Below are 24,948 nucleotides of genomic sequence, written 5' to 3'. Positions count from 1 at the left end.
CCGGCGTACGAGGCCGCGGGCGTTCACGGCGACGTCGTCAGCGCCTCGCTGTCGCCCACCGCCGGTGCCGGCACCGACGGCTGGACGTCCGGCTCGCCCAGCATCAGCGTGCGCACCACGCGCTCGGCCGCGCGCCCGTCGTCGAACGCGCAGAACCGCGCCCGGAACACCGCCCGAAGCCGCGCCGAGTCCTCGTCCCGCCAGCACCCGGAGGCGAACAGCCACGCCAGCTCCCGGTACGAGCGCGAGACGTGCCCCGGCGCGTCCTCCGTGATGTCGAAGTAGGCGCCCCGGCTCGCCCGGAACGCACCCCAGTCGTCGGCGTGCACGACGATCGGCCGGTCCAGGTTGGCGTAGTCGAACATCAGGGCCGAGTAGTCGGTGACCAGGGCGTCCGAGGCGAGCATCACCTCCTCGACGTGCGGCTCGTCGGTGGCGTCGACCAGCACGCCCCGCCGGTGCAGCTCGGCCAGGCCCGTGCCGCGCGCCCAACCGTCCGCCAGCGAGGGGTGCAGCCGTACGACGAGGGTGTGGCCCTCGCCCAGGTCCTCGGCGAAGCGGGTCAGGTCGAAGCGGTCGATGTGACCGCCGCGGACGTAGTCGCGGCGGGTCGGCGCGTACAGCACCACCGTGTGGTCCTCGGGGATGCCGTGCCGGAACCGGAACCCGGCCCCGTCGCCGGGCTTGGCGTCCACGAGGACGTCGTTGCGGGGGCTGCCGCTGCGCACCGAGGTGAAGTCGCAGGGGTAGGCGCGGTCCCACACCAGTTCGGAGTGGCGGTTGGCGACCAGGCTGTAGTCCCATCGGTCGGCGCGCCGCAGCATCTGCGGCACGTCGAGCCCCAGCCGGGCGCCCGGCTTGTCCCGCAGGTCGGCTCCCATGTACTTCAGCGGCGTCCCCCGATGGGTGTGGATGTGGACGCTTCCCGGGCGTTTGGCCAGGGTGCCGGGCCAGTTGACGTTGTTCACGAAGTACGTGGCCCGCGCCGTGACCCGCAGATAGCCCAGGGAGCCCGGCAGGACGTACTCGACGTCCGGCGGCAGGTGCTGTGCCTGGTCCGGGCGCACCACCCACACACCGCGGATGTGGGGGGCGAGGTCGCGTGCCGCGCGGTGGATCGCGGCCGGGTCGCCGAGGACGCCGCGGTGCGAGAACGCCGAGTAGACGGCCAGGTCCGGATCCAGCGGCCGCCGCTCGTACGCCCAGGACCAGCCGCGCTTGACCCGCCGGGCCGCCACCGCGCGGGCCTGTCGGCGGCGCCGCCGAGCGCGTCACCCACGGCGGCGGCCCGCTGCCGGAGCAGGTGGCCGGCGTAACTCCCCTCCAGCACGTGCAGCTCGGCCGGGACCGGTTCCCCAGCGCTGTGGGCGCGGAAGAGGTCGGCGGTACGGCGGAAGAACTCGCCCTTGTCGCAGGCGGGCAGCCGGTCCGGCTTGGCGAGGATGTCCAGACAGTGCTCGCCCATCTTGCGGTGCAGGTACGGCCGCCAGGAGGCCAGCTCCGGATGGGCGTCGACGTATGCGAAGACCCGCTCGTACTGGTCGTGGACGTCGAAGTGCTTGCGGCTGGTGGTGGACAGGATGTTGCCCTGGCGGCGCTGCCGGTAGCTGACGCAGATCCGGTCGAGGGTCGCGATCCGCCGCGCGCTGAGCAGCGCGGGGAACGTCCAGGGCGTGTCCTCGTAGTAGCCCGGCGGGAAGACGAAGCCGTGCTCGGTGACGAAGTCCCGGCGGTACGCCTTGTTCCACACCACCATCAGCAGTTCCAGGATCTGGGGCCGCTCGGCCGCGGTGAAGGTGCCCTCGCCGCTCTCGGCGAGGATCCGGGCCAGCACGTTGCGGCGGGTGCCGCCCCACCAGTAGGTGCGGGCGTAGTCGAAGACCAGCACGTCCGGGTCCCCGGTCTCCTCCAGCCGGTCCGCGATCGCACGCAGCGCGCCAGGGGTGAGCGTGTCGTCGCTGTCGAGGAAGAGCAGGAAGTCCCCGCCGGCGTGCGGCAGTCCGGCGTTGCGGGCCCGGCCGAGGCCGACGTTCTCCGGCAGGTGCAGCACCCGCACGCGCGGATCGCGGGCGGCGTACTCGTCGAGGATCGCCCCGCAGCCGTCCGGGGAGCGGTCGTCGACCGCGATCACCTCGAAGTCGGTGTACGACTGCGCGAGGACCGAGTCCAGGCACTCGCGCAGGAAGCCCTGCACCTTGAAGACGGGCACCACGATGCTGAAGCGGGGCACGGCGGTCAGCTCCTCACCAGGGCAGGGGCCGGGGCCGGGATGCGCTCGGCGAGCGGGATCACGGGCGGGATCGACGCCGGCGGCTCGCCCAGCAGCACCCGGCGCACGACGCGTTCGGCGGCGCGCCCGTCGTCGAACTGGCAGAAACGCTGCCGGAAGGCGGCGCGCACGGCCCTGGCCTCCGCGTCCGCGAACGAGCCGTCGCGGAAGACGGCCGCGAGCTCCTCCGAGGTGCGCACCACCCGGCCCGGCGGCGCCTCCATCAGGTCGAAGTAGACGCCCCTGATCTCCCGGTAGACGTCCCAGTCGTCGGCGTACACGACGATCGGGCGGTCCAGGTTGGCGTAGTCGAACATGATCGACGAGTAGTCGGTGATCAGTGCGTCGGCGGCCAGGCAGACGTCCTCCGAGGAACGGTGCCGGGTGACGTCGATGACGCGGTCCGCGGCCCGGGCAGCGCCCCGGTCGTAGAAGTAGTGGGCGCGCAGCAGCACCACGAAGTCGTCGCCGACCGCGTCGCAGAACGCCTCCAGGTCCAGCCCCGCGTCGAAGCCGGTGCTGTGGTCGCGGTGCGTCGGCGCGTAGAGGACGGCCGTCTTTCCCTCCGGGACGCCGAGTTCGCGGCGGACGCGGGCGACGTCGTCGGCGGTCGCCGTGTAGTAGACGTCGTTGCGCGGATAGCCGTACTCCAGCGTCTCGTACGCGCCCGGGAACGCGCGCTCCCACATCTCGGTCGAGTGCCGGTTGGAGGAGAGGTTGTAGTCCCAGCGGTCCATGCGTGCGAGCAGCTTGGCGAAGCTGCCGGTGGACGCCGCGACCACGGGGTACGGCGACTGGTCGACGCCCATCTTCTTCAGCGGCGTGCCGTGCTGGGTCTGCAGGTGCACGCTGCCGGGGCGCTTGACCACGCCGTCGGCGAAGTTCGCGTTGTTGATCAGGTACTTGGCGCGGGCCAGCACGTCCCAGTAGGCGCGGGAGCCGATCACCGCGTACTCGACGTCCTTCGGCACGCTGCCCACCGCGTCCGCCTCGACCAGGAACACCGAGCGGATGTGCGGGGCGAGTCGACGGGCCCGGGCGTGGATCGCGGCCGGGTTGCAGGCGTAGCCGCGGCCCCAGTAGGCGCAGTACACGGCGAGGTTCTCATCGAGCGGGCGGTGCAGCTGGAGGGTGTAGCGGGCACGGGTTCGCGCCAGGTGCGGCAGGGGCGCCTTCCTGGTGGCCTTCGCCACGCTCTGGTTGGCGGCCCGCAGCGCCCGGAACGTGCCGTAGGCGCCGGACGCGAGCAGCCGGTGCTGTACGCCGAGGCTCCCCGCCGGCGGCCGGAACCCGGCCGGGCGGTGGCGTCGGTGGAGACGGCCCGCCCGCCGGAAGAACGCCCGGCGGCGGTGCGCGGGCAGCAGCTCCGGATGCGCGGCCGTCCGCAGCACCGCGGAGAACAGCTGCTCGAACAGCGGTCGCGCCCGGTCGGCGGGCAGACGGAGTTCTGTGGCCCGTACGAGCACCCGCTCCACCTGGTCCAGCAGATCGAACTGGTGCTCGCCGGGGGTGTGCGGCCGGCTGCCCTGCCGGCGCACCAGATGCCGTACGCACACCGTGCGCAGCACCGCCAGGCGCTCGGCGGCGAGGGTGACCAGTCCGCCCCAGCCGACGTCGGCGAAGTGACCGGCCGGAAAGGCGAGCCGGTGCCCGGTGACGAACGCCCGCCGGTAAGCGGCGCTCCACACCGGCACGGCCACCCCGGTCAGCTCCGGCGCCTGCCCGGGGGCGAACGCCCCGTCCGGCGCCGGGCCGAGCGGCGGTGTGGAGGTCTCGGGGTCCCACCAGTGCGCCCGCTCGTGGGCGAAGTAGAGGACGTCCACGTCGCCGGTCGTCCTCAGACGCGCATCGATCGCCGCCAGCGCGCCGGGCAGCAGGACGTCGTCGCCGTCCAGGAACAGCAGATACGTCCCCGTGGCCGCCTCCGTCCCGGCCGTGCGGGCCACGCCCGGACCGCCGGAGGTCGGCGAGGTGAGCGGGGCCACCCTGCTGTGCCGCTCGGCGTACGCGGCGGCGACCGCCCCCGCGGGCGAGTCGGGCGCGTCGCAGACCGGGATCAGCTCGAAGTCGCCGAAGGACTGGGCGAGGACCGAGTCCAGCGCCTGGGACAGACGGCCGGCGACACCGGAGGCGGGGACGATGATGCTGAAGCGGGGCATTCTGCTCTTTCTCTCGTGCTCCGGTTTTCTGCGACGGGGCCGGTGTGTCGGGTGTGCGGCAGCGTCAGAGGCAGGGGATCAGAGGCGTTCGGTGACGGGCAGGCCGTGGCCGGGCACCCGGACCGAGGCGAGCGGCGGGGCCGGCAGCCCCGCGGCGGCGGACGGGGCCGGGTGGCGGTGTGAGAGCGGTACGACCGCCGGCTGCCAGGCGTTCTCCCCGAGCACCACCCGGCGCACGATCCGCTCGGCGGCGCGTCCGTCGTCGTACGGGCAGAACCGCTTGCGGAACGCGGCCCGCCGCTGCTCCGAGCGTGAGCCGCACCAGTGGCCCGTCGCGAAGATGTCGATCAGGTCGTCCTCGTCGTGGGCGACCGGGCCCGGAGGGAAGGCACGGACGTCGAAGTAGGTGCCGCGCGCCGCCTCGTACGCCTCCCAGTCGTCCGCGTACACGATGATCGGCCGATCCAGATTGGCGTAGTCGAACATCAGCGCGGAGAAGTCGGTGACCAGGGCGTCCGATGCCAGGCACACCGACTCCACGCTCGGATGACCGGTGACGTCGATGACCCGCCCCTTCACCGTCCGCGCCAGCGGCCCGCCGCAGGCGGGTGCGCGCGGGTCAGCAGCACGAACCGCGGCCCGAGCCGGCGCAGCAGGCGCTCCGGGTCGAGACCGGGGCGGTGGCCGCGGCGGTAGTCGCGGTACGTCGGCGCGTAAAGGATCGCCACCGAGCCCTCGGGGATGCCGAACGTCTGCCGCAGCCGGGCCACGTCCGCGGAGGTGGCCCGGGCGAAGACGTCGTTGCGGGGCTGCCCGTACTCCAGCGTGGTGAAGCCGGACGGGAACACGCGCTCCCAGACGAGGGTGGAGTGGCGGTTGCCGGAGACGACGTAGTCCCAGGTGTCGGCGGTGCGCAGCATCCGGGCGAAATCCGTGTCGCGGGCGGCGGCCGGACGGTCCTGGAGGTCCAGACCCATGCGCTTGAGTGGGGTGCCCTGCCGGGTCTGGACGAGGATCTGGCCCGGGCGCTTGACCACGCGCGGGTCGAAGTCGGCGTTGTGGACCAGGTACTTGGACCGGGCCAGCGCCGTCCAGTACGCGGCCGAGCCGGGCCGCAGCCGGCGGGTGGCCACCGGGACGGTGTGGTGGTGCTCGGGGCGGGCGATCCAGGAGGTGCGGATCTGCGGGACCAGGTTGCGGAACGCGGACTCCAGGGCGGCCGTGTTGCAGCCGTAGCGGCCGCCCGCGTCCCGGGTGAAGACGGCTCGGTCGGCGCGCAGGGGCAGGCGGAGCTGGATGCGGTAGTGCGCCTGGAGGGCGGCGGCTGCCAGGCGGCGGCTGGACCCGGCGACCGTGCGCCGGGCCGCGCGCGCGAGGCGGGAGGCCAGGGACAGCAGGCGGTGGGTGCGGTGGCTGCCGAAGCGGATCAGCAGGTGGCGCAGCCGGAACGGGGCGCCCGGGACGCGGTGGCGGCGGTAGTGGGCGCGGGCCAGCCGCAGGAACTCGGCGCGGCAGGTGCCCGGCAGCCGGCCGCGCCGGGCGAGGATGGCGGCCAGGTGGTCGGCCATGCGGTGGAACAGCACCGGCCGCCAGCGGGCCAGCTCGGGGTGCGCGTCCAGGTGCGTGAAGACCCGGTCGTACTGGTCGAAGACGTCGAAGTGCCCACGGCTGGTCGTGCCGAGGGTGCCGCCCCTACGGCGCCGGCGCCAGTGGACGCAGACCCGGTCGAGGGTGGCGATGGTCTCGGCGGTCAGCAGCACCGGGAACGTCCACGGCGTGTCCTCGTAGCAGCCGGGCGGGAAGGTGAAGCCCTCCCGCTCGACGAACTCCCGGCGGTACGCCTTGTTCCACGCCACCGTCGGCAGCGACAGCACACCGGGGCGGTCGTCCAGGCGGAAGGGGGCCGGGCCCTGTTCGGTGAGCAGGCCGGCGAGCTGGTTGCCGACGGTCTTCCCGGTCCAGTACGTGCGGGCGTGGTCGAAGACCAGGACGTCCGGGTCGGAGGTCTCCTTCAGCCGGTCGGCGATGTCCCTCAGCGCGTGCGGGGTCAGGGTGTCGTCGCCGTCCAGGAAGAGCAGGTAGTCGCCCCTCGCCTCCTTCAGGCCCGCGTTGCGGGCGGGCCCGGGGCCCACGTTGCGGGGCAGGTGCAGGGGGCGGACGCGGGTGTCACGGGCGGCGAACTCATCGATGATCACCCCGCAGGCGTCGGGCGAGCTGTCGTCGACGGCGATCACCTCGACGTCGGTGAACGACTGCTCCAGCACGGATGTGAGGCATTCCTCCAGGTACGCCTGAACCTTGTACGCGGGGACGATGACACTGAACCTGGGCAAAGGGCATCCATGGGGGTCGGCGCGGACAACCTGCCCGAAAACGTCCGATGGAGTGGTTTGGTTACGCGCCGTGCGGCATGTGGGGGACCGCCTCGGAAAGCCTCCGGTGAACGGCGGAGGGTGGACCGTGCTGCCGGTCCACCCCAGGAACCGCCGTGCGGATCGCCCTACTTGACGGCGCCCGCCATGACGCCGGACACGAACTGCCTCTGGAAGGCGAAGAACACGGCCAGCGGGATCACCATCGAGATGAACGCGCCGGGTGCCAGGACGTCGATGTTGTTGCCGAACTGGCGGACCTGTGTCTGCAGCGCGACCGTGATCGGCTGCGTGCCCGACTTGGTGAACACCAGCGCGACCAGCATGTCGTTCCACACCCACAGGAACTGGAAGATGCCGAGGCTCGCGATCGCCGGACCGCCGAGCGGCATCACGACCCGGGCGAACAGCCGCAGCTCGCCCGCGCCGTCCAGACGGGCCGCCTCCAGCAGTTCCCGGGGGATCTCCGCGAAGAAGTTCCGCAGCAGGAAGACCGCGAAGGGCAGGCCGAAGCCGGTGTGGAAGAGGATCACTCCGAGCACCGTGCCGAACAAGCCGGTCTTCCCGAACAGTTCAGCGATCGGCATCAGCGCCACCTGTACGGGCACGACCAGCAGGCCGACCACGCCCAGGAACCACCAGTCGCGCCCCGGGAACTCCATCCAGGCGAAGGCGTAGCCCGCGAGGGAGCCGATGACGACGACCAGGATCGTCGCCGGGACGGTGATCAGGACCGTGTTCAGCAGGGAGTTGGTGATGTCGCTGTTCTCCAGCAGCTTCTGGTAGCTGTCGAACGTCAGCTGCGAGGGCTTGCTGAAGACGGTCCACCAGCCGGAGGCGTTCATGTCCTCCGGTTTGCGCAGCGAGGCGAGCAGCAGCCCGATCGTCGGCACCAGCCAGAACAGCCCGACGAGGATGAGGAAGACGCGCAGCAGTCCCCCGCCGACGCCCTCCGCGATCCGCGCCCCGAGGGACCGCCCGGCCTTGACGACGGTGACCGGGGCCGCCTTGGTCAGACGTCCGACCTGCGTGGTCATCGCCGTACCTCCCGCCTCAGTCGACGGATGTTGAACAGCATCACCGGGATGACGAGCAGCAGCAGGAACACCGCGATCGCGCTCGCGACGCCCGGCTGGTCCTCGGAGAAGCCCTTGCGGTACAGCTCCAGGGCCAGGACGTCGGCGTCGTCCTGCGAGGAGCCCGGCGGGATGATGAAGACCAGGTCGAAGATCTTCAGCACGTTGATCATCAGCGTGACGGTGACCACCGCCAGCACGGGCGCCAGCAGCGGCACGGTGACCCGGCGGAACACCTGCCACTCGTTCGCGCCGTCCACGCGCGCCGCCTCCAGCAGCTCCCGCGGCACGCCCGCGAGCCCCGCCGCGATCAGCACCATCGCGAAACCGGCCCACATCCACACGTACGCCCCGATGACCGCCGGGGTGACGAGCGCCGGGCCGAGCCAGTCGACTCCGTTGTACGGCTCTGTGAAGTTGCCCGCGGGGAGGCGCAGTTGTGCTCCGTCCGCGGCTGCGGGCAGCGTGAACGTGCCGTCGCCGGCCGCCTTGGTGGAGGCGACGACCCTGCCGTTCTCCACCGCCTCGATCCGCATGCCCGCGTAACCCTGCTCGGAGGGGTCCACCGCGCCGAGCTTCCCCACGCCCCTGCCGCGAGTGAAGTCCTGCCAGGCCGTGCCGGTGATCTTCCCCGGCTCGGCCTCGGCCCGCACCGCCCGCCTCGCGCTCTTCGGCATCTGGTCGGGCGCTACACCGACCAGCGGAAGCGCGACCGACTCGCCCGTGTGCACGGTCGTCCGGGTGATGAAGCCGCCCCCGTCCGGCTTCAAGGGCGACTCACGGCCGGGGTGCGCCTTGGGGAACGCCGACGACGGGGCGAACGTGTCGTGGATGCCCACCCACACGGCGTTCGCGACGCCTTTGTCCGGGTCCTGGTCGTACACCAGCCGGAAGATGATCCCGGCCGCGAGCATCGAGATGGCCATCGGCATGAAGACGACCAGCTTGAACGCCGTACCCCAGCGCACCCGTTCGGTGAGCACCGCGAAGATGAGCCCCAGCGCGGTCGACACCGTCGGCGCGAACACCACCCAGATGATGTTGTTCTTCAGCGCGGTGCGGATGCCGTCATCCGTGAACAGCGCTTTGTAGTTGTCGAATCCCGCGAAGGAGTCACCGGAGCGGTCGAGGAAGCTGCGGATCACCGAGTACCCGATCGGGTAGACCACGAGCGCGCCGAGCAGCACCAGTGCGGGCAGCAGGAACAGTGCTGCCACGGTCCTGCGGGTGCCGGTCACGCTCTTGCGGCTCTTGGGTGCGGCAGGGGCCGGCGGGGCCCCTGCCGCCGTGGCCGACGTCATCGCCGGATCAGCTCCCGCTCCCGTACGCCGCCGCCGCGTCCTTCTCCAGCTTCGCCTGCGTCCCCGCGACGTCCGTCGGGTTCTTCAGGAAGTCCTGGAGGTCCTTCCACTCGCCCTTGCCGGGCGTGCCGCCGAACGCCTGCGGGGCCTGGTCCGACATGTCGAAGCGGAAGCTGTCACCGGCCGCGAGCAGCGCCTTGGCCATCTTCTGCTGCACCGCGTTCGGGTACGCGGAGTCCGGGACGTTCTTGTTCGGCGAGAGGTAGCCGCCGAGCTTCGCCTGGATGGAGGCCGCGTCCGGCGAGGCCAGGAAGGTGACCAGCGCCTGGGCCGCCTTGGAGTCCTTGAGGATGACGGCCGCGTCACCGCCGGTGACCACCGGTGCCTGGGCGCCCACGGCCGGGAACGGGAACACCTTCGCGTCCGCGCCGATCCTCGCCTTGGTCTCGCCGATGTTGACCTGCGCGAAGTCGCCCTCGAAGACCATGCCGGCCTTCGGCTGGTCGCCACCGGTGAAGGTCTGGGTGACGGAGGCCGGGAACTCGGTCTGGAGGGCGCCGTTCGGGCCGCCCGCGATGTAGTCCTTCTTGCCCCAGATCTGCGCGAGCGTGGTCAGGGCCTGCTTGACGGACGGGTCCGTCCACTTGATCTTGTGCTGGGCGAGCTGGTCGTACTTCTCCGGGCCCGCCTGTGAGAGATAGACGTTCTCGAACCAGTCGGTGAGGGTCCAGCCGTCCGCGCCGCCGATGGAGAACGGGGTGACACCGGAGTCGTAGATGTTCTGCGCCGCCGTCAGCAGCTCCTGCCAGGTCTTGGGCTCCTTGCCGTTCGCCCCCTCGAAGACCTTCGCGTTGTACCAGATCAGGGACTTGTTGGCGGCCTTGTAGTAGACGCCGTACTGCTTGCCGCCGACCTTGCCGATGTCCTGCCAGCCCTGCGAGTAGTTCTTGGCGAGCTCCGCCTGGGCCTCGGCGCCGAGCGGCTTGGCCCACTTCCTGTCGACGGCCTGCTTGATCGCGCCGGGCTGGGGGAGCAGCGCGACGTCCGGCGGCTGACCACCGGCGATCTTCGAGCCGAGGAAGTTGATGATCGGGTCCTGGGCGGGCACGAAGGTGACCTCGGCGCCGGTGCGCTTCTGGAACTCGGCGAGCACCGTCTTGAAGTTCTTCTGCTCGCCGCCGGTCCAGACGGCGGCGACCTCCAGATGCTGCCCGTCCAGCTTGGGGAGGGTGACGGTCGCGCCACCGGTCTGCGTGCTTCCGCTGCTCTTGTCGCTGCTGCTCTTGTCGTCGTGGCTTCCGCCGCACGCGGTGAGCGTGAGCGCCAGCGCTCCCGCGATGACCGCGGCCGCGGTCCTGGCGGCCCTCAGTGTCCGGATGGTGCTGCTCGTGCTGCGCATGACTGCCCCGTTCTCCGTCCCTCGTCGAACGTTCGAGCTGCTGTCCGTGCGCTCTGGTCTACGCGGGGAGGTTCGGGGCGGCAAGAGCGCCTGCACTGTCAAGTGGCCGATTGTGATCGCGTTGTGACGTATGGTCAGCTGGGGTGTCGGTGCTGCTCGGCAGTCGGCGGGGCCGGAGGGGACGGCGTCACAAAAGCGAAGGCACCTCCACCGCCGACACCGACCGCGCCGCCCGCTCCAGCGCGCTCGCCAGCAACGCCAGGTCCGTCGGCCCGTTCCCCAGTTCCCGCACCGGACGCCGTGCCGGCGGGTCGCCCATGCGGTGCCACTCCAGCGGTACGACCGTCGGCCGCACGGTCGCCGTCCGGGGAATCCGCCCCGTGATCCGCCCGCCCTGGAACGGCGTCCCCCTGCCGTCCGCCCGGGTCAACCGCCCCCGCCCCGGCCCTGGTTCGTCCGTGCCCGCGGCCACCGCCTCCAGGCCGATCCGCAGCGAGGCCGCCCGGGCCGGCTCCCACTGAGCCGTCCGCCCACCGGGCCCCGACGCGGCCACCAGGTGCACACCCAGCCGTTCCCCGTCCCGGGCCACCGCCTCCAGCGCCCGTACGACCGACCCGGCCGCCGGGCGGCCGGGGAGCCGAGCGCCGGGGACAGCAGCGCGTCCAGGTCGTCGACCAGCACCACCAGCCGCGGCAACGGAGGACCCGCCTCCGCCCGCTGCCGTGCCGCCGCCGGACGCAGCCGCAGCGTGACACTCGGCGGGCTGTCGAGGTCCCCCGACTCCGTACCTCCCGACCGCTGCGGCCCGATCCGCCTCGACACCTCCTGCCGCGTGTGCCACTCGGCGAATCCGAGCTGCCCGAGCAGTTCCGCCCGCCGCTTCAGCTCGGCGCTCAGCGACTGGGCGAACTCCCGCATGCGCACCGGGTCGTTGACCGCCAGATACGTCGTGACGTGCGGCAGGTCCGTGCAGACCCGCAGGCCGTCCCCGCCCGTACTGCCGTGCGCCGCGCAGTCACGGCCGTCGACGAGTGCGATGCTCAGTCGGTCCGGGCGCTCCGCCGACGCCAGCGAGGCGGCGAGGGCGCGCAGCAGTTCCGTACGACCGCTCCCGGGCGGCCCCTCGACCAGCAGATGCGGTCCCTCGGCGGCGAGGTCCACGCTCACCGGACCGCGCGGGCCCGCGCCGAGCACCGCCCAGGCGCGCCCGCCCGGTGACGCGGTGTCGTCCGCCGCGTCCGCCCAACGTGCCATCAGCGACGCCGGGGTGGCCCGGGCCAGCCCCAACTCGTCCAGCAGCCGCGCCGCCCGGGGCAACGGGGCCGACACGCGCGGGTGCCGCTCACCGCCGCCGTCCGTCCGCAGCGGGGCGAGCGCCCGGGCGAACCGCTCCGCCCACGCCGCCGACACCGCGTCCACGGCGGCGACCGTGCCGTGCCCCACGGGTGCGCGCGCGGCGTCCGCACCCTGCCCCGGCGCGACCCGCAGCAGCCGCAGCGCTGTGGCCACATCGCCGCTCAGCAGCGCGACGGCCCCGCACTCCCGGAACACCGGGGAGGCCGCGCACGCCGCCTCGTACGTCTCCGCCACCGGCGACGCGGGGGAGGCGGCCGGCGCCTCGGCCAGACAGACGACATGGATCCCGGCCCGCGCCCCCTCCCGGGCCAGCCGCGCCACGGCCGCCCGCACATCGGCGCCACCGGGGTCACCGTCCACGACCACGACGGAGTACGGCCCCGCGTGGGCGTCGTCCCGCGCCCAGGAGGGGCGGTGGGTGGCCCCCCGTGGCGAAGGGTCCTCCGGTGGGGCGGGCAGCGGACCGTCCTGGTCCGTCAGCTGGTCCTCCAGGCGGCGCAGCAGCTCCTGGGTGCGGGCCGTCGCCTGTTCGCGGTCGTAGGCCAGCAGCAGGCGGCAGTCCTGGCCGTGGGCCGGGCGGAGATGCGGGAGCCAGCCGAGCCAGGACCAGTCGGCGGTGCGCTCGTGCAGCGGGCGCGTGCGGTCGGCGCTGATCAGGACCAGCTCCAGCAGGTCGGGCGAGTGCAGCGCGGCGAGCTGCGCCACCACCGCGCGCGTCAGCCCGGCCAGCCGGGCGCGCGGCCCCGCGAGCCCCAGTGCGCCCACCTCGCGCAACCCCGCGGTCACCGGCACCGCCGGCAGCAGGCCCGCACCGTCCGGTGCCGTCCGGTCCGCCGTGCCCAGCCGCACGGTGAGCGCCTCCGGGTGCCCCGGGCCGCGCTCCCACAGCCGCGGACCCGGGCCGAGCGCGGTGAGCAGCAGCGCTGCCGGGTCCGGCCACTTCTCGGGCGCCCGGGCCGCGGGCGGCGCGGAGGCGTCCCCGCCCTCCTCGTACGCGCCGCGTTCGGTGCCGCCCTGTTCGCCGCGGCCCCCGGTCAGCCGGCGTGCCCATGCCGTGAGCCCGCCGCGCCTGCGCAGCCCCGGCGGAACGTCCGTGCCGCGCAGCGGGGTGCCCTTGCGCGTGCTCTCGTCCGGCGTGACCTGTCCCGGTTCGGCGTGCGCCGGAAGGGGCGACTCGACGGAACCGTGTTCCTGAGCTCCGGGGATCACCCCGCCGGACGCGCCCCACCCGGTGATGCCGAAGCCGTGGTGCGTGTCGCTGTCGGGGGAGGACCGCCCGTCCCGGGAGGCGGAACCCGAGCCTTGTCCCTCCGGGGAGGTGCCGCCCGTGCGGCCGTCCCCGGCGGCGGTGCTCCCGGCGCGCGCGTGCCCCACGGCCGCCGCCCGCGTCGGGTCCGTGGGCTCTCCCGGGCCCTCCGCCCGCCGCACCCGTACGTGCCCCTCCCCGTCCGGCGCCGTCCCCACGGACCGCTCCTCTCCGGGCGGGACCAGCCGCAGGGCCGATTCGCCGAGCCGCAGCAGCGCGCCGGCGCTGAAGCGCACCGGGCGGTCGCTCACCCGGTGGCCGTCCAGCACCGTGCCGTTGGTGGAGCCGAGGTCGGCGACCGAGACGTGGCCGTCCGGGGTGACCGTGACCGCGCAGTGCAGCCGGGACACGTCCGGGTCGTCCAGCGGGACGTCGGCGTCGGCGGAACGGCCGATCCGGATCACCCCGCCGTGCAGCAGATGGACGCCGCCCGCGTCCGGGCCCGCGACCACGTGCAGCTGGGCCGCGCCCTCGTCCGGCTCGGGGCCCGGCTCCGCGGGCGCGCCCAGGGTCAGCACCGCGCCGTCCAGCAGCGGAGGCTCGCCCAGCGTGCAGCGCTGCGGGTCGAGCCGCTCCGTGCCCGCGTACAGAACCACCGAGCCTGTCCCGGGCTCCCGGCTTCGCTCGGGCTGGGAGGGACCTGCCTCCCCGCCGACCGCCGAGGCCAGGCCCGACGCCACCGCGGCCAGCGCCGTCCCGGCGGGCGCGGTGACCAGTACGTCACACCCGCGGCGCGGGCCCGTGACTCCGTGGGCGGGGCCGGTGGGGCTACGACGGTCAGCCGGATCTGCATCGCCGTCAGCGGTCCCTTCTGTCTGCGTCCGCGGTCGCCCACGAGGCGCACGAGCCGGTGCCGGGACCGCGACCGCGCCCGGTCCTCCGGGCCCGCGCGCTCGCCCCCCTCGACACCGACGCGCCCCTTCGGCTCCCGCGCGTGCGGGCGCCCGAGGACGGGGAAGGAGCCGCTCCACGGTCCCCCACCGCGGACTCCCCACCGCACACGAGCACATCGGCCAGTACGGGATGCATCCTCGCACCTGCCACTGACAGTGCGCCTGCCCTCCACCGTCAAATGATCTTGATTGGTCGGCTCTGCCCGTAAAAGTGCCTGACCAGTGCCCGGCAGGTGCACGCTTGAGATCGGTCACGCCCGGATCGGGCAACCAACTGAACCGAAGCGAGCGTCTTGTCATCGAACAGGTGCGGGAGCCGAATACGTACCTCATCCATGCGGGGCCCGTGACCCACAGGCCGTCGACAGCTCGCTGCCAGGTACCTCGGCACTACAGTGGGCGGAACACCGGTAGCGCGGTGAACGACCGGAAGAGCAAGCAACAGGGAGCGCATGACGTGCGGCCGGTAGGGAGCAAGTACCTCCTTGAGGAGCCGCTGGGACGCGGCGCCACGGGCACCGTCTGGCGAGCCCGCCAGCGGGAGACCGCGGGTGCCGAGGCGGCCGTCGCGGGCCGGCCCGGCGAGACCGTGGCGATCAAGGTCCTCAAGGAGGAGCTGGCGAGCGACCCCGATGTCGTCATGCGGTTCCTGCGGGAGCGGTCCGTCCTGCTCCGGCTGACCCACCCGAACATCGTGCGGGTTCGCGACCTGGTGGTCGAGGGCGATCTGCTGGCCCTGGTCATGGACCTCGTCGACGGCCCCGACCTGCACCGCTACCTGCGCGAGAACGGCCCCTTCACGCCGGTCGCCGCCGCCCTGCTCACCGCCCAGATCGCCGACGCGCTGGCCGCGAGCCACGCCGACGGCGTCGTGCACCGCGACCTGAAGCCCGCGAACGTCCTGCTCGCGCAGCACGACGGGCAGATGCACCCGATGCTGACCGACTTCGGCATCGCCCGGCTCGCCGACTCGCCCGGCCTCACGCGCACGAGCGAGTTCGTGGGCACGCCCGCGTACGTCGCCCCGGAGTCGGCCGAGGGCCGCCCGCAGACCTCCGCGGTGGACATCTACGGCGCCGGCATCCTGCTGTACGAGCTGGTCACCGGACGTCCGCCGTTCTCCGGCGGCTCGGCCCTCGAGGTGCTCCACCAGCACCTGAGCGCCGAACCGCGCCGCCCGTCCACGGTGCCCGACCCGCTGTGGACGGTGATAGAGCGCTGCCTGCGCAAGAACCCGGAGGGCCGGCCGAGCGCCGAGAACCTGGCGCGGGCGCTGCGGGTGGTCGCCGAGGGCGTCGGCGTGCACGCGAACTCCGCGCAGATCGCCGCCGCGGAGGGCGTGACCGCCCTGCTCGGCCCCGACCCGGCCCCGGCGGCCGTCCCCGGCTCCGCCGACCCCACGCAGGTACTGCCGCAGGGCCCGGCGTCCTCGTACGACCCGAACGCGGCGACCAGCGTTCTGCCGCACACCCCGCCCGGCTCCGCCGACCCCACCGCCGTCCTGCCCACGGGCGGGGCCGCCGACCCGACGGCCGTCATGCCGCCCATGCCGCCGCACGGCCCGGCGGGCAGCCCCGGCAGGAGGAGCCGCACCCCTGGCAGAGCCAGCTGCGCGCGGCCCGCGACCGCAACGAGCAGACGCAGGTCCAGGCGTACCTCGACCCCGGCGAGGACCCGCTGCGCCGCCGCCCGCAGCGGCAGGTGGCGCGGCCCCAGCAGCATCCGCAGCAGGGCCCGCCGCAGCGGCAGCAGCCCGGGCCGGGGTACGGCCGTCCGCAGGGGCAGCCCCAGCAGTACGCGCCCCAGCGGCAGCAGTACGCGCCTGCCCCGCAGCAGCAGCCCCAGCGGTACGCGCCCGCGCCTCAGCAGCCGCAGCAGCCGGCGCCCCGTCCGGCGCGTGAGCCCCGGCCGCCGCGGCAGCGCAGCGCGAACCCGATGAAGATCCCGGGGCTCGGCTGCCTCAAGGGGTGCCTGTTCACGATCGTCATCCTGTTCGTCGCCGGGTGGCTGGTGTGGGAGTTCAGCCCGCTGCAGCAGTGGATCGGGACGACCAAGTCGTACTGGCAGCAGTTGAGCGACTGGTTCTCCACCGCGGCGGACTGGATCGGGCGGCTGGGCAACAAGTAGCGGGCTCCGGACGGCCTTCGTGCACGCCGAGCTTGGGGATTTGTCGACATCCGACGGGTGATTTCCCGTTCGGCGGTGAAGGTTGCCGCTTCGGACGCGTAGTTTTGTCGATCGGGGTCCGGCGCAGGGTCGGCAACACGCGTCCCCAGTAGGAGCAGACTTGGCACGGAAGATCGGCAGCCGGTACACCGCCAACCAGATCCTGGGGCGGGGAAGCGCCGGCACGGTGTGGCTGGGCGAGGGACCGGAGGGGCCGGTCGCCATCAAGCTGCTGCGGGAGGACCTCGCGTCCGACCAGGAGCTCGTGGGCCGCTTCGTCCAGGAGCGCACGGCGCTGCTGGGGCTCGACCATCCGCACGTCGTGTCCGTACGGGACCTGGTGGTCGACGGCAACGACCTGGCCCTCGTCATGGACCTGGTCCGCGGCACGGATCTGCGCACCCGTCTGGACCGGGAGCGCCGCCTCGCGCCCGAGGCGGCGGTCGCGATCGTGGCCGACGTGGCGGAGGGGCTGGCGGCGGCGCACGCGGCCGGCATCGTGCACCGGGACGTGAAGCCGGAGAACATCCTGCTCGACATGCAGGGGCCACTGGGCCCCGGCGGGGCGCACCCGGCACTGCTGACGGACTTCGGCGTGGCGAAGCTGATCGACTCGCCGCGGCGGAGCAAGGCCACGAAGATCATCGGTACCCCGGACTATCTGGCGCCGGAGATAGTCGAGGGCCTGCCGCCGAGGGCGGCGGTGGACATCTACGCGCTGGCCACGGTGCTGTACGAGCTCCTCGCGGGCTTCACGCCGTTCGGCGGCGGCCACCCGGGCGCGGTCCTGCGCCGCCACGTCACGGAGACGGTCGTCCCCCTGCCCGGCATCCCGGACGAGCTGTGGCAGCTGATGGTGCAGTGCCTCGCGAAGGCGCCGGCATCACGACTACGGGCGTCGGAGCTGGCGGCGCGGCTGCGCGAGCAGCTGCCGCTGCTGGCGGGGATGCCGCCGCTGGACGTGGACGAACCGGACGCGGAGCCGCTGGAGGAGCCGTACGAGGCGCCCGGGGAGCCGGTCGTGGCACGGGCGCGGCGAGGAGCGGTGCCCCTGGTGCCGGGGGCGAAACCGGACTCGAACCGGGACACGCACACCTCGATGCGGGTGCCGGGCCCGGACGAACTGGCGGGCGGCGCCCGCGGCACGGCCCGCGCCCCTCGCACCCCGGGCGCCCCCGCCCGGGCTCGGCCCGCCACCGCGCTGCGGCCCGGCGCCGCCGGATCACGCTGGGCGTGGCGGCGGCGGTACTGGCGGCGGCGATCGGCGTGGGCGCATGGTGGGCGACCTCCGGGGACGACACCGGGGCGCCACCCCCGACCTCGGGGAACTCGGCGTCGGCGGCGCCCTGAGCCGGGGACCGGAGAGGCGGTGGCTGCGCCCCTGAAGGGGCGCGGGGAACTGCGCGACCGGCCACGGACGGCCCGCCCCCGCGCGTCCGCCGATGCCACCGCGGTGCGACTGCGTCGCCGGCCGTCAGGCCGACTGGGCCCCGGCCCGGCCGTCAGGCCGATCGGGGTCCGGGGCGGAGCCCCCAGGGCCGCACCCCGGGTTTGGGCGCCCGGTAACCACGCGGTCACCGGCATGGCACGCCTGGCGGAGCCGTTACGCTGGATGCGTGGCAGTCGTCGATGTATCCGAAGAGCTCAAGTCCCTCTCCTCGACCATGGAGTCGATCGAGGCCGTTCTGGACCTCGACAAGATGAGGGCAGACATCGCCGTGCTCGAGGAGCAGGCGGCCGCGCCGTCCCTCTGGGACAACCCGGACGAGGCGCAGAAAATCACCAGCAGGCTCTCCCACCTCCAGGCGGAGGTGCGGAAGGCCGAGGCCCTGCGCGGCCGGATCGACGACCTCGGTGTGCTCTTCGAGCTCGCCGAGGCCGAGGACGACCCGGACACCCGCGTCGAGGCCGAGGCCGAGCTCGCCGCGGTCAAGAAGGCGCTGGACGAGATGGAGGTGCGGACGCTCCTCAGCGGCGAGTACGACGCCCGCGAGGCGCTCGTCAACATCCGTGCCGAGGCCGGCGGCGTCGACGCGGCCGACTTCGCCGAGAAGCTCCAGCGCATGTACCTGCGCTGGGCCGAGCAGCACGGCTACAAGACCGAGGTCTACGACACGTCGTACGCCGAAGAGGCCGGGATCAAGTCCACGACGTTCGCCGTCCAGGCCCCGTACGCCTACGGCACCCTCTCCGTCGAGCAGGGCACCCACCGGCTCGTCCGTATCTCCCCCTACGACAACCAGGGGCGGCGCCAGACCTCCTTCGCGGGCGTGGAGATCCTTCCCGTCGTGGAGCAGTCCGACCACGTCGAGATCGACGACTCCGACCTCCGCGTGGATGTGTTCCGGTCCTCCGGGCCCGGTGGCCAGGGCGTCAACACGACGGACTCCGCGGTGCGGATCACCCACCTCCCCACCGGCATCGTCGTCACCTGCCAGAACGAGCGGTCCCAGATCCAGAACCGGGCCTCCGCGATGAACGTTCTCCAGGCCAAGCTCCTCGAGCGGCGACGCCAGGAGGAGCAGGCCAAGATGGACGCCCTCAAGGGCGACGGCGGCAACTCCTGGGGCAACCAGATGCGTTCGTACGTCCTGCACCCGTACCAGATGGTCAAGGACCTGCGCACCGAGTACGAGGTCGGCAATCCCGAGGCCGTCTTCAACGGCGAGATCGACGGCTTCATCGAAGCCGGAATTCGCTGGCGCAAGCAGCAGGAGAAGTAAACCGGCCGCGCTCGGTCCGGCGTAGCCGGAAAAACCGGCCGCGGAAACAGCGTTTTGTCGACAAGGCAACTGCCCCTCACCCAGGGGTAGTTGCCTTGTCTGTCTCCGGATGTCTGGGTTTTACATCACACTCACAGTCCCGCTTCTCCCGTAAAAGACGCGTTATCGGACATGGCGCCCGCAACGACCTTGACGTTGCTGTGAAAACTCGGAAGGGTGAAGCGCGGCATGCGTATCTCTGGGGCGCATGTGAACCGGGGGGCTCGCTGAAAAGCACAGTTGTCCCCGAGTGCCGTCGCCCCGGACGCTGCTCCAATGACGATCAGCTACTGGGGGTAGCAGCCTGATGACCAAGAAGACGCGGATCCGGGTGGCGCGGATAGCAGCCGGTGCGGTGATCGCAGCCGGTGCGTCGCTGACCGCCGCGGGTGCCGCCTCGGCGCTCGACATCAAGATCGGCGCGAGCGTCGACCAGACCGGTATCGGTGCCGGCGTGAGCGTCAACGACGACCCGACCGACGGGAGCACCGGTATCCCGACCGGCCCGGCGACCCCGCCCACCACCCCTCCGGCGACCCCGCCCACCGACCCGGGGACCCCGCCCACCATCCCGGCGACCCCGCCCACCGACCCGGGCCAGCCGACCGACCCGCAGCAGCCCACCGGGAACCCGACCGAGCCGACGGAGGCGCCCCCCTCCAACGGCCACGGCGGCGGCAACGGGAACGGGAACGGCAACGGGAACGGCCACGGCAACAACGGCGGCGGCAACAACACCAACCCCGACGGCGGCGGCAACAGCCCCGTCCAGCAGGGCAAGGGCTCCTCGGTCCTGACCGACACGGGCTCCGACAGCGGCACCACCGACGCCTCCGCCCAGGGCAGCGGCAAGCAGCTGGCCGAGACGGGTGCCGGCCAGACCGCGTTCCTGCTGGTCGGCGCCGCCACGATGATCGCCGGCGGTATCGGCTTCCGGGTGATGCCGCGCCTGATCAACGGCCGCGGCGGAGCCGCCGCCTGAGTCAGGGGCGCACAGCCTCACCCGCAGGTGTGAGAACTGCATGAGAAGGGCCCGGGGCGGCATCGCCCCGGGCCCTTCCCGTACACCCGTCTTTTCCCCGCTCCGCTACGCCGTCTGGTGCGCCAGCAGCGCCACCGCCGCGATCAGCACGGCCACCAGGGCGATCAGCGCCGCCGGCGTCAGCCCTGACCAGGGGTTCTCCTGCTGAAGGCGCTCCCGGCTGGCGCGGCACACGGGACAGCGGCCCTCGCTGACGGGCGCCGCGCAGTTCGCGCACACCAATCGGTCGTACGTCATGCGCCTCGCCCTCCTCGTGCCGCTTACAGGTACACAACGCTTTCGGTAACGCGACAGTTCCCACTCCACTGTGCCAGGTTCCGGGAGCCACTGCGCGGGCTCCGCCAGTCCTGTGGCCGTGGAGGGCATCACAGCGCGCCTCCGTACCCCGTGGGGCTATGACAAAACGCGCAACCCTCCCGTATCCATGACCGGCGACTGCGCTCCTGCACCCGGTTCGCGTATGGTCACGCTCACATACCCCCGACGGCCCGTGGTGCATCCGTGATCCGATTCGACAACGTCTCCAAGGTCTACCCCAAGCAGACCCGCCCCGCACTCAGGGATGTCTCCCTGGAGGTGGAGAAGGGCGAGTTCGTCTTTCTCGTGGGGTCCTCCGGCTCCGGAAAGTCCACCTTCCTGCGGCTGATCCTCCGCGAGGAGCGGTGCAGCACCGGGCAGGTGCACGTCCTGGGCAAGGACCTCGCCCGCCTCTCCAACTGGAAGGTGCCGCAGATGCGCCGCCAGCTGGGGACGGTCTTCCAGGACTTCCGGCTCCTGCCCAACAAGACGGTCGCCGAGAACGTGGCCTTCGCACAGGAGGTCATCGGCAAGTCGCGCGGCGAGATCCGCAAGTCCGTGCCCCAGGTGCTCGACCTCGTCGGGCTCGGTGGCAAGGAGGACCGGATGCCCGGCGAGCTCTCCGGCGGTGAGCAGCAGCGCGTGGCCATCGCGCGGGCCTTCGTCAACCGGCCCAAGCTGCTGATCGCCGACGAGCCCACCGGCAACCTCGACCCGCAGACCTCCGTCGGCATCATGAAGCTGCTCGACCGGATCAACCGGACGGGCACGACCGTGGTGATGGCGACCCACGACCAGAACATCGTGGACCAGATGCGCAAGCGCGTCATCGAGCTGGAGAAGGGCCGCCTCGTCCGCGACCAGGCGCGCGGCGTCTACGGCTACCAGCACTGAGTTCCACGGAAAGGCTTGAGCAGACGCCATGCGCGCGCAGTTCGTTCTGTCGGAGATCGGTGTCGGTCTCCGCCGCAATCTGACGATGACCTTCGCGGTGATCGTCTCGGTCGCCCTCTCCCTGGCGCTCTTCGGCGGCTCGCTGCTGATGAGTGATCAGGTCAACCAGATGAAGGGCTACTGGTACGACAAGGTCAACGTCTCGATCTTCCTGTGCAACAAGAGCGACGCGGAGTCCGACCCCAACTGCTCCAAGGGCGCGGTCACCCAGGAGCAGAAGGACCAGATCCTCTCCGACCTGAAGAAGATGTCGGTCGTCGAGAAGGTCACCTACGAGTCCCAGGACGAGGCCTACAAGCACTACAAAGAGCAGTTCGGCGACTCCCCGCTGGCCAGTTCGCTCACTCCGGACCAGATGCAGGAGTCGTACCGCATCAAGCTGAAGAACCCGGAGCAGTACCAGGTCATCGCGTCCGCCTTCAACGGCCGCGACGGCGTGCAGTCGGTGCAGGACCAGAAGGGCATCCTGGACAACCTCTTCGGCCTGCTCAACGGCATGAACTGGGCCGCGCGCGCGGTCATGGCGATGATGCTGGTCGTCGCGCTGATGCTGATCGTCAACACGGTGCGCGTCTCCGCCTTCAGCCGTCGCCGTGAGACCGGCATCATGCGTCTGGTCGGTGCCTCCGGCTTCTACATCCAGGCGCCGTTCATCATGGAGGCCGCGGTCGCCGGGCTCATCGGCGGCACGGTCGCCTGCGGATTCCTGCTGATCGCGCGGTACTTCATCATCGACCACGGCCTCGACCTGTCCCACAAGCTCAACCTGATCAACTTCATCGGCTGGGACGCCGTCCTGACCAAGCTGCCGCTGATACTCGCCACGAGCCTGCTGATGCCCGCGCTGGCCGCGTTCTTCGCGTTGCGCAAGTACCTCAAGGTGTGACGCACGCCAATGGGGGCGTACGGGCAACCGCCCGTACGCCCCCATGCGTTGTCCTAGACTCACCGGCATGTCAGGCCGTGACCTGTTCTGTCAGCCCCGTCGCATCCGCCACGGGGCGGCCCTGACGTTGGTCTTCGCGAGCGTCCTCGTCGCCGGCGCCGCGACCGGCTCGTTCGGCGGAAGCGACGCGAAACAGTCCTCCACGGAGTCGGCGGTCCCGGCCGGCCACGACGACGTCACCGAGGCCGCCGAGCGGGCGATGGCCGACGGCAAGTCCCCGATGGAGGCCGCCGAGCGCGCGGTCAGCCGCAGCGGCGACCGGTGGAGCGCCGTCTACTCCCAGGGCGAGTACGAGGAGCTGGAGGAGGCCCTCGACGGCCAGTACACCGGCGTCGGGCTGTCGGCCCGGCGGGAGAGCGACGGGCGGATCGAGGTGACCCGGGTGCAGCCCGGCTCGCCCGCGGCCCGCGCCGGGATCCGCAAGGGCGACCTGCTGCGCCGCGTCGACGGCGAGGACGTCACCGGCAGGCCCGTCACCGAGGTCGTCTCTCTGCTGCGCGGCGACGCGGACGACGCGGGGGCCGGCTCCCGGGTGCGGCTCGGACTGCAGCGCGGCACGCAGACCTGGACCGAGGTGCTGCGCCGGGCCCGGCTTTCCACGGACTCGGTGACCGTGCGCCGGCTCGCCCGTGGCATCACCCTGATCAAGGTCACCGCGTTCACCAAGGGCTCCGGGGACCGCGTACGGGACGCCGTCGACCGGGCACCCAAGGGCGGCGGGATCGTGCTCGACCTGCGCGGCAACTCGGGGGGATTCGTCGCCGAGGCCGTCACCGCCGCGTCCGTCTTCCTCGACGGCGGGCTGGTGGGCACCTACGACGTCGACGGTGACCAGCGCGTCCTGCGCGCCGAGCCCGGCGGCGACACCACCAGACCCCTGGTCGCGCTTGTCGACGGCGGCACCATGAGCGCGGCCGAACTGCTCACCGGCGCCCTCCAGGACCGCGGCCGGGCCGTGGTGGTGGGCACCCGCACCTTCGGCAAGGGCTCCATCCAGATGCCGAGCCGCCTTCCGGACGGCTCCGTCGCCGAGCTGACCGTCGGCCACTACCGCACCCCCGCGGGCCGCGGTGTCGACGGCCGCGGCATCACCCCCGACCTGGAGGTCGACGACGGGGCGCTCCAGCGGGCCGAGACGGTGCTCGGGGGCCTGGGCGACGCCTCGTAGCCACGCGCCGCGACGCCACGTAATCGACTTCCCCGCGCACCCCCCTGTAGTGCGAAAATGGTCGGCACTATGGCTAAGGAAAAAGGGCGCAAGCTGATCGCGCAGAACAAGAAGGCGCGGCACGACTACCACATCCTCGACACCTACGAGGCCGGTCTCGTCCTCATGGGCACCGAGGTGAAGTCGCTGCGTCAGGGGCGGGCATCGCTGGTCGACGGCTTCGTGCAGCTCGACGGGCACGAGGCGTGGCTGTACAACGTGCACGTGCCGGAGTACAGCCAGGGCACCTGGACCAACCACAGCGCCCGCCGCAAGCGGAAGCTGCTGCTGCACCGCGACGAGATCGACAAGCTGGAGTCCAAGGCGCAGGAGACGGGTCACACGATCGTGCCCCTGTCCCTGTACTTCAAGGACGGCCGCGCCAAGATCGAGATCGCGCTGGCGAAGGGCAAGAAGGAGTACGACAAGCGGCAGACGCTCCGCGAGAAGCAGGACCGCCGCGAGGCGGAGCGGGCGATGTCGGCGGTGCGCCGCCGGCAGCGGGCGTGAGCGGGAACGCCGCGCCGAGCGGGAACACCGGCGTGAGCCGGGAAGAACCGGGCACCCGTCGGTGTTGAACCGGGTACCACGGCGGGGTGACCGCCGGGAATACGCTGGCGACGGGATGCGTTGATCCCGTACGATGGCATCGCACCGCTCGGCCGGTGCGAGTCCCTCCCGGTGAGGGGCGCCGATTGAAAAATCAACATGGGGATGATCGGTTTCGACAGCGGCTGTCGAAGCAGGGGAAGCGTGTCGAGGAAGCGGCCATGATCTCGTAAACCACAGGCCGAAAAAAATAATCGCCAATTCCAAGCGCGATCTCTCCCAGGGCCAGCTGGCCCTCGCTGCCTGATCAGGTAGCGAGCAGCAGCTGCCCTACTAAAGGGAGTGTCAGCCCGGGGGTGTTCCCGACCCGGATCCTGGCATCAGCTAGGGAACTAAACCTTGATCCCGGTCACGGGGTGAAGAGGGAAACCACACAGTGACTGGGCCCGTCGGAGACTTGTCCGCGTGATCTCCGGGGCCGAGAAAAGCACAGCGGACTGCACACGGAGAAGCCCTGATTCTTCACCGTTGGACGCGGGTTCGATTCCCGCCATCTCCACGATCGGGAGGCCCCGGCCTCCTGAACCCCATGTGGGCGAGGCCCCGTCGCTTTCAAGCGGCGGGGCCTTTGCCGTGCGCGGACGCGGGCGACGTGTTCCGGCCAACTTCGAGCGGTGCCGAGGCCCTGTTGCGCCCGCGATCTTCACATGTGGTGCACAGATTCTGCGCCGTTTCACAACGATCGGCCGAGTGGTCGGCTTTTGGCCATGCCTCGCACGGATCTTGTCGTCGTCCGTCTTGGCATGTCTATGGTGACCGTCGCGTCCTCGCGGACCTGACCCCTCCGCCGACGCGCACTCCAGCCCGCGGTTCGGGGGGACCGCCGCCACGTCC

Annotated in this window: 11 protein-coding genes, 1 other RNA gene and 5 pseudogenes; 9 read left to right on the top strand and 8 right to left on the bottom strand. The window is 72.1% G+C overall.

The window, feature by feature from the left end; all coding sequences use genetic code 11:
* Positions 1-23 precede the first annotated feature (23 nt).
* From N8I84_RS16390 to N8I84_RS16360, 7 genes and pseudogenes are all read right to left on the bottom strand, one after another.
* A pseudogene (locus N8I84_RS16390) lies at positions 24-2,230 on the bottom strand (bifunctional glycosyltransferase/CDP-glycerol:glycerophosphate glycerophosphotransferase).
* Positions 2,231-2,235: 5 nt separating this feature from the next.
* Positions 2,236-4,428 carry a bifunctional glycosyltransferase family 2 protein/CDP-glycerol:glycerophosphate glycerophosphotransferase gene (locus N8I84_RS16385; protein WP_263230225.1) on the bottom strand — a complete coding sequence of 731 codons (2,193 nt, stop codon included), beginning with the start codon at positions 4,426-4,428 and terminating at the stop codon, positions 2,236-2,238.
* A 78-nt stretch (positions 4,429-4,506) separates the two neighbouring features.
* Positions 4,507-6,761: pseudogene (locus tag N8I84_RS16380) on the bottom strand (bifunctional glycosyltransferase/CDP-glycerol:glycerophosphate glycerophosphotransferase).
* Between the two features lie 167 nt (positions 6,762-6,928).
* Positions 6,929-7,837 carry a carbohydrate ABC transporter permease gene (locus N8I84_RS16375; RefSeq protein WP_263230224.1) on the bottom strand — a complete coding sequence of 303 codons (909 nt, stop codon included), beginning with the start codon at positions 7,835-7,837 and terminating at the stop codon, positions 6,929-6,931.
* Positions 7,834-9,177, bottom strand: a complete 1,344-nt coding sequence (locus N8I84_RS16370; RefSeq protein WP_263230223.1) for a carbohydrate ABC transporter permease — start codon at positions 9,175-9,177, stop codon at positions 7,834-7,836. Before N8I84_RS16370 ends, N8I84_RS16375 begins: the two co-directional genes overlap by 4 nt.
* 7 nt (positions 9,178-9,184) lie before the next feature.
* On the bottom strand, positions 9,185-10,576 hold the full coding sequence (locus tag N8I84_RS16365) for an ABC transporter substrate-binding protein (RefSeq protein WP_263230222.1): 1,392 nt from the start codon (positions 10,574-10,576) through the stop codon (positions 9,185-9,187).
* A gap of 187 nt (positions 10,577-10,763) precedes the next feature.
* Positions 10,764-14,031, bottom strand: a pseudogene (locus N8I84_RS16360) (FHA domain-containing protein).
* A gap of 557 nt (positions 14,032-14,588) precedes the next feature.
* On the opposite strand from N8I84_RS16360, the pseudogene N8I84_RS16355 reads away from it, so the two are divergent.
* The 4 genes and pseudogenes from N8I84_RS16355 to N8I84_RS16340 all read left to right on the top strand — a co-directional run bounded on the left by N8I84_RS16355 (position 14,589) and on the right by N8I84_RS16340 (position 20,041).
* Positions 14,589-16,258 (top strand): annotated as a pseudogene (locus N8I84_RS16355) (serine/threonine-protein kinase).
* A 160-nt stretch (positions 16,259-16,418) separates the two neighbouring features.
* A pseudogene (locus tag N8I84_RS16350) lies at positions 16,419-17,647 on the top strand (serine/threonine-protein kinase).
* Between the two features lie 266 nt (positions 17,648-17,913).
* The gene (gene prfB, locus N8I84_RS16345) at positions 17,914-19,020 is read left to right on the top strand and encodes a peptide chain release factor 2 (RefSeq protein WP_263230221.1); all 1,107 of its coding nucleotides are present in this window, start codon (positions 17,914-17,916) and stop codon (positions 19,018-19,020) included.
* Between the two features lie 346 nt (positions 19,021-19,366).
* Entirely contained in the window at positions 19,367-20,041 is a 675-nt protein-coding gene (locus N8I84_RS16340; protein WP_263230220.1) for a hypothetical protein, read from the top strand.
* 105 nt (positions 20,042-20,146) lie between these two features.
* On the opposite strand, the gene N8I84_RS16335 is transcribed toward N8I84_RS16340, so the two are convergent.
* The gene (locus tag N8I84_RS16335) at positions 20,147-20,338 is read right to left on the bottom strand and encodes a hypothetical protein (protein WP_200417705.1); all 192 of its coding nucleotides are present in this window, start codon (positions 20,336-20,338) and stop codon (positions 20,147-20,149) included.
* Positions 20,339-20,602: 264 nt separating this feature from the next.
* Here N8I84_RS16335 and ftsE point away from each other — a divergent pair, with 264 nt between their 5' ends.
* The 5 genes from ftsE to ssrA all read left to right on the top strand — a co-directional run bounded on the left by ftsE (position 20,603) and on the right by ssrA (position 24,616).
* The gene (gene ftsE / locus N8I84_RS16330) at positions 20,603-21,292 is read left to right on the top strand and encodes a cell division ATP-binding protein FtsE (RefSeq protein WP_103841080.1); all 690 of its coding nucleotides are present in this window, start codon (positions 20,603-20,605) and stop codon (positions 21,290-21,292) included.
* A gap of 28 nt (positions 21,293-21,320) precedes the next feature.
* The gene (gene ftsX / locus N8I84_RS16325; RefSeq protein ID WP_200417704.1) at positions 21,321-22,238 is read left to right on the top strand and encodes a permease-like cell division protein FtsX; all 918 of its coding nucleotides are present in this window, start codon (positions 21,321-21,323) and stop codon (positions 22,236-22,238) included.
* A gap of 67 nt (positions 22,239-22,305) precedes the next feature.
* Positions 22,306-23,466: a S41 family peptidase gene (locus N8I84_RS16320; RefSeq protein WP_263230219.1), complete on the top strand. Its 1,161-nt coding sequence runs from the start codon at positions 22,306-22,308 to the stop codon at positions 23,464-23,466.
* Between the two features lie 69 nt (positions 23,467-23,535).
* On the top strand, positions 23,536-24,015 hold the full coding sequence (gene smpB, locus N8I84_RS16315) for an SsrA-binding protein SmpB (protein ID WP_200417702.1): 480 nt from the start codon (positions 23,536-23,538) through the stop codon (positions 24,013-24,015).
* Between the two features lie 200 nt (positions 24,016-24,215).
* Positions 24,216-24,616, top strand: a transfer-messenger RNA (tmRNA) gene (gene ssrA / locus N8I84_RS16310).
* Positions 24,617-24,948: the final 332 nt, after the last annotated feature.

This window comes from Streptomyces cynarae, assembly GCF_025642135.1.
Lineage (GTDB): Bacteria > Actinomycetota > Actinomycetes > Streptomycetales > Streptomycetaceae > Streptomyces > Streptomyces cynarae.
The sequence above is the reverse complement of the archived record's forward strand: the minus strand, read 5'-3'. Positions and strand labels throughout refer to the sequence as shown.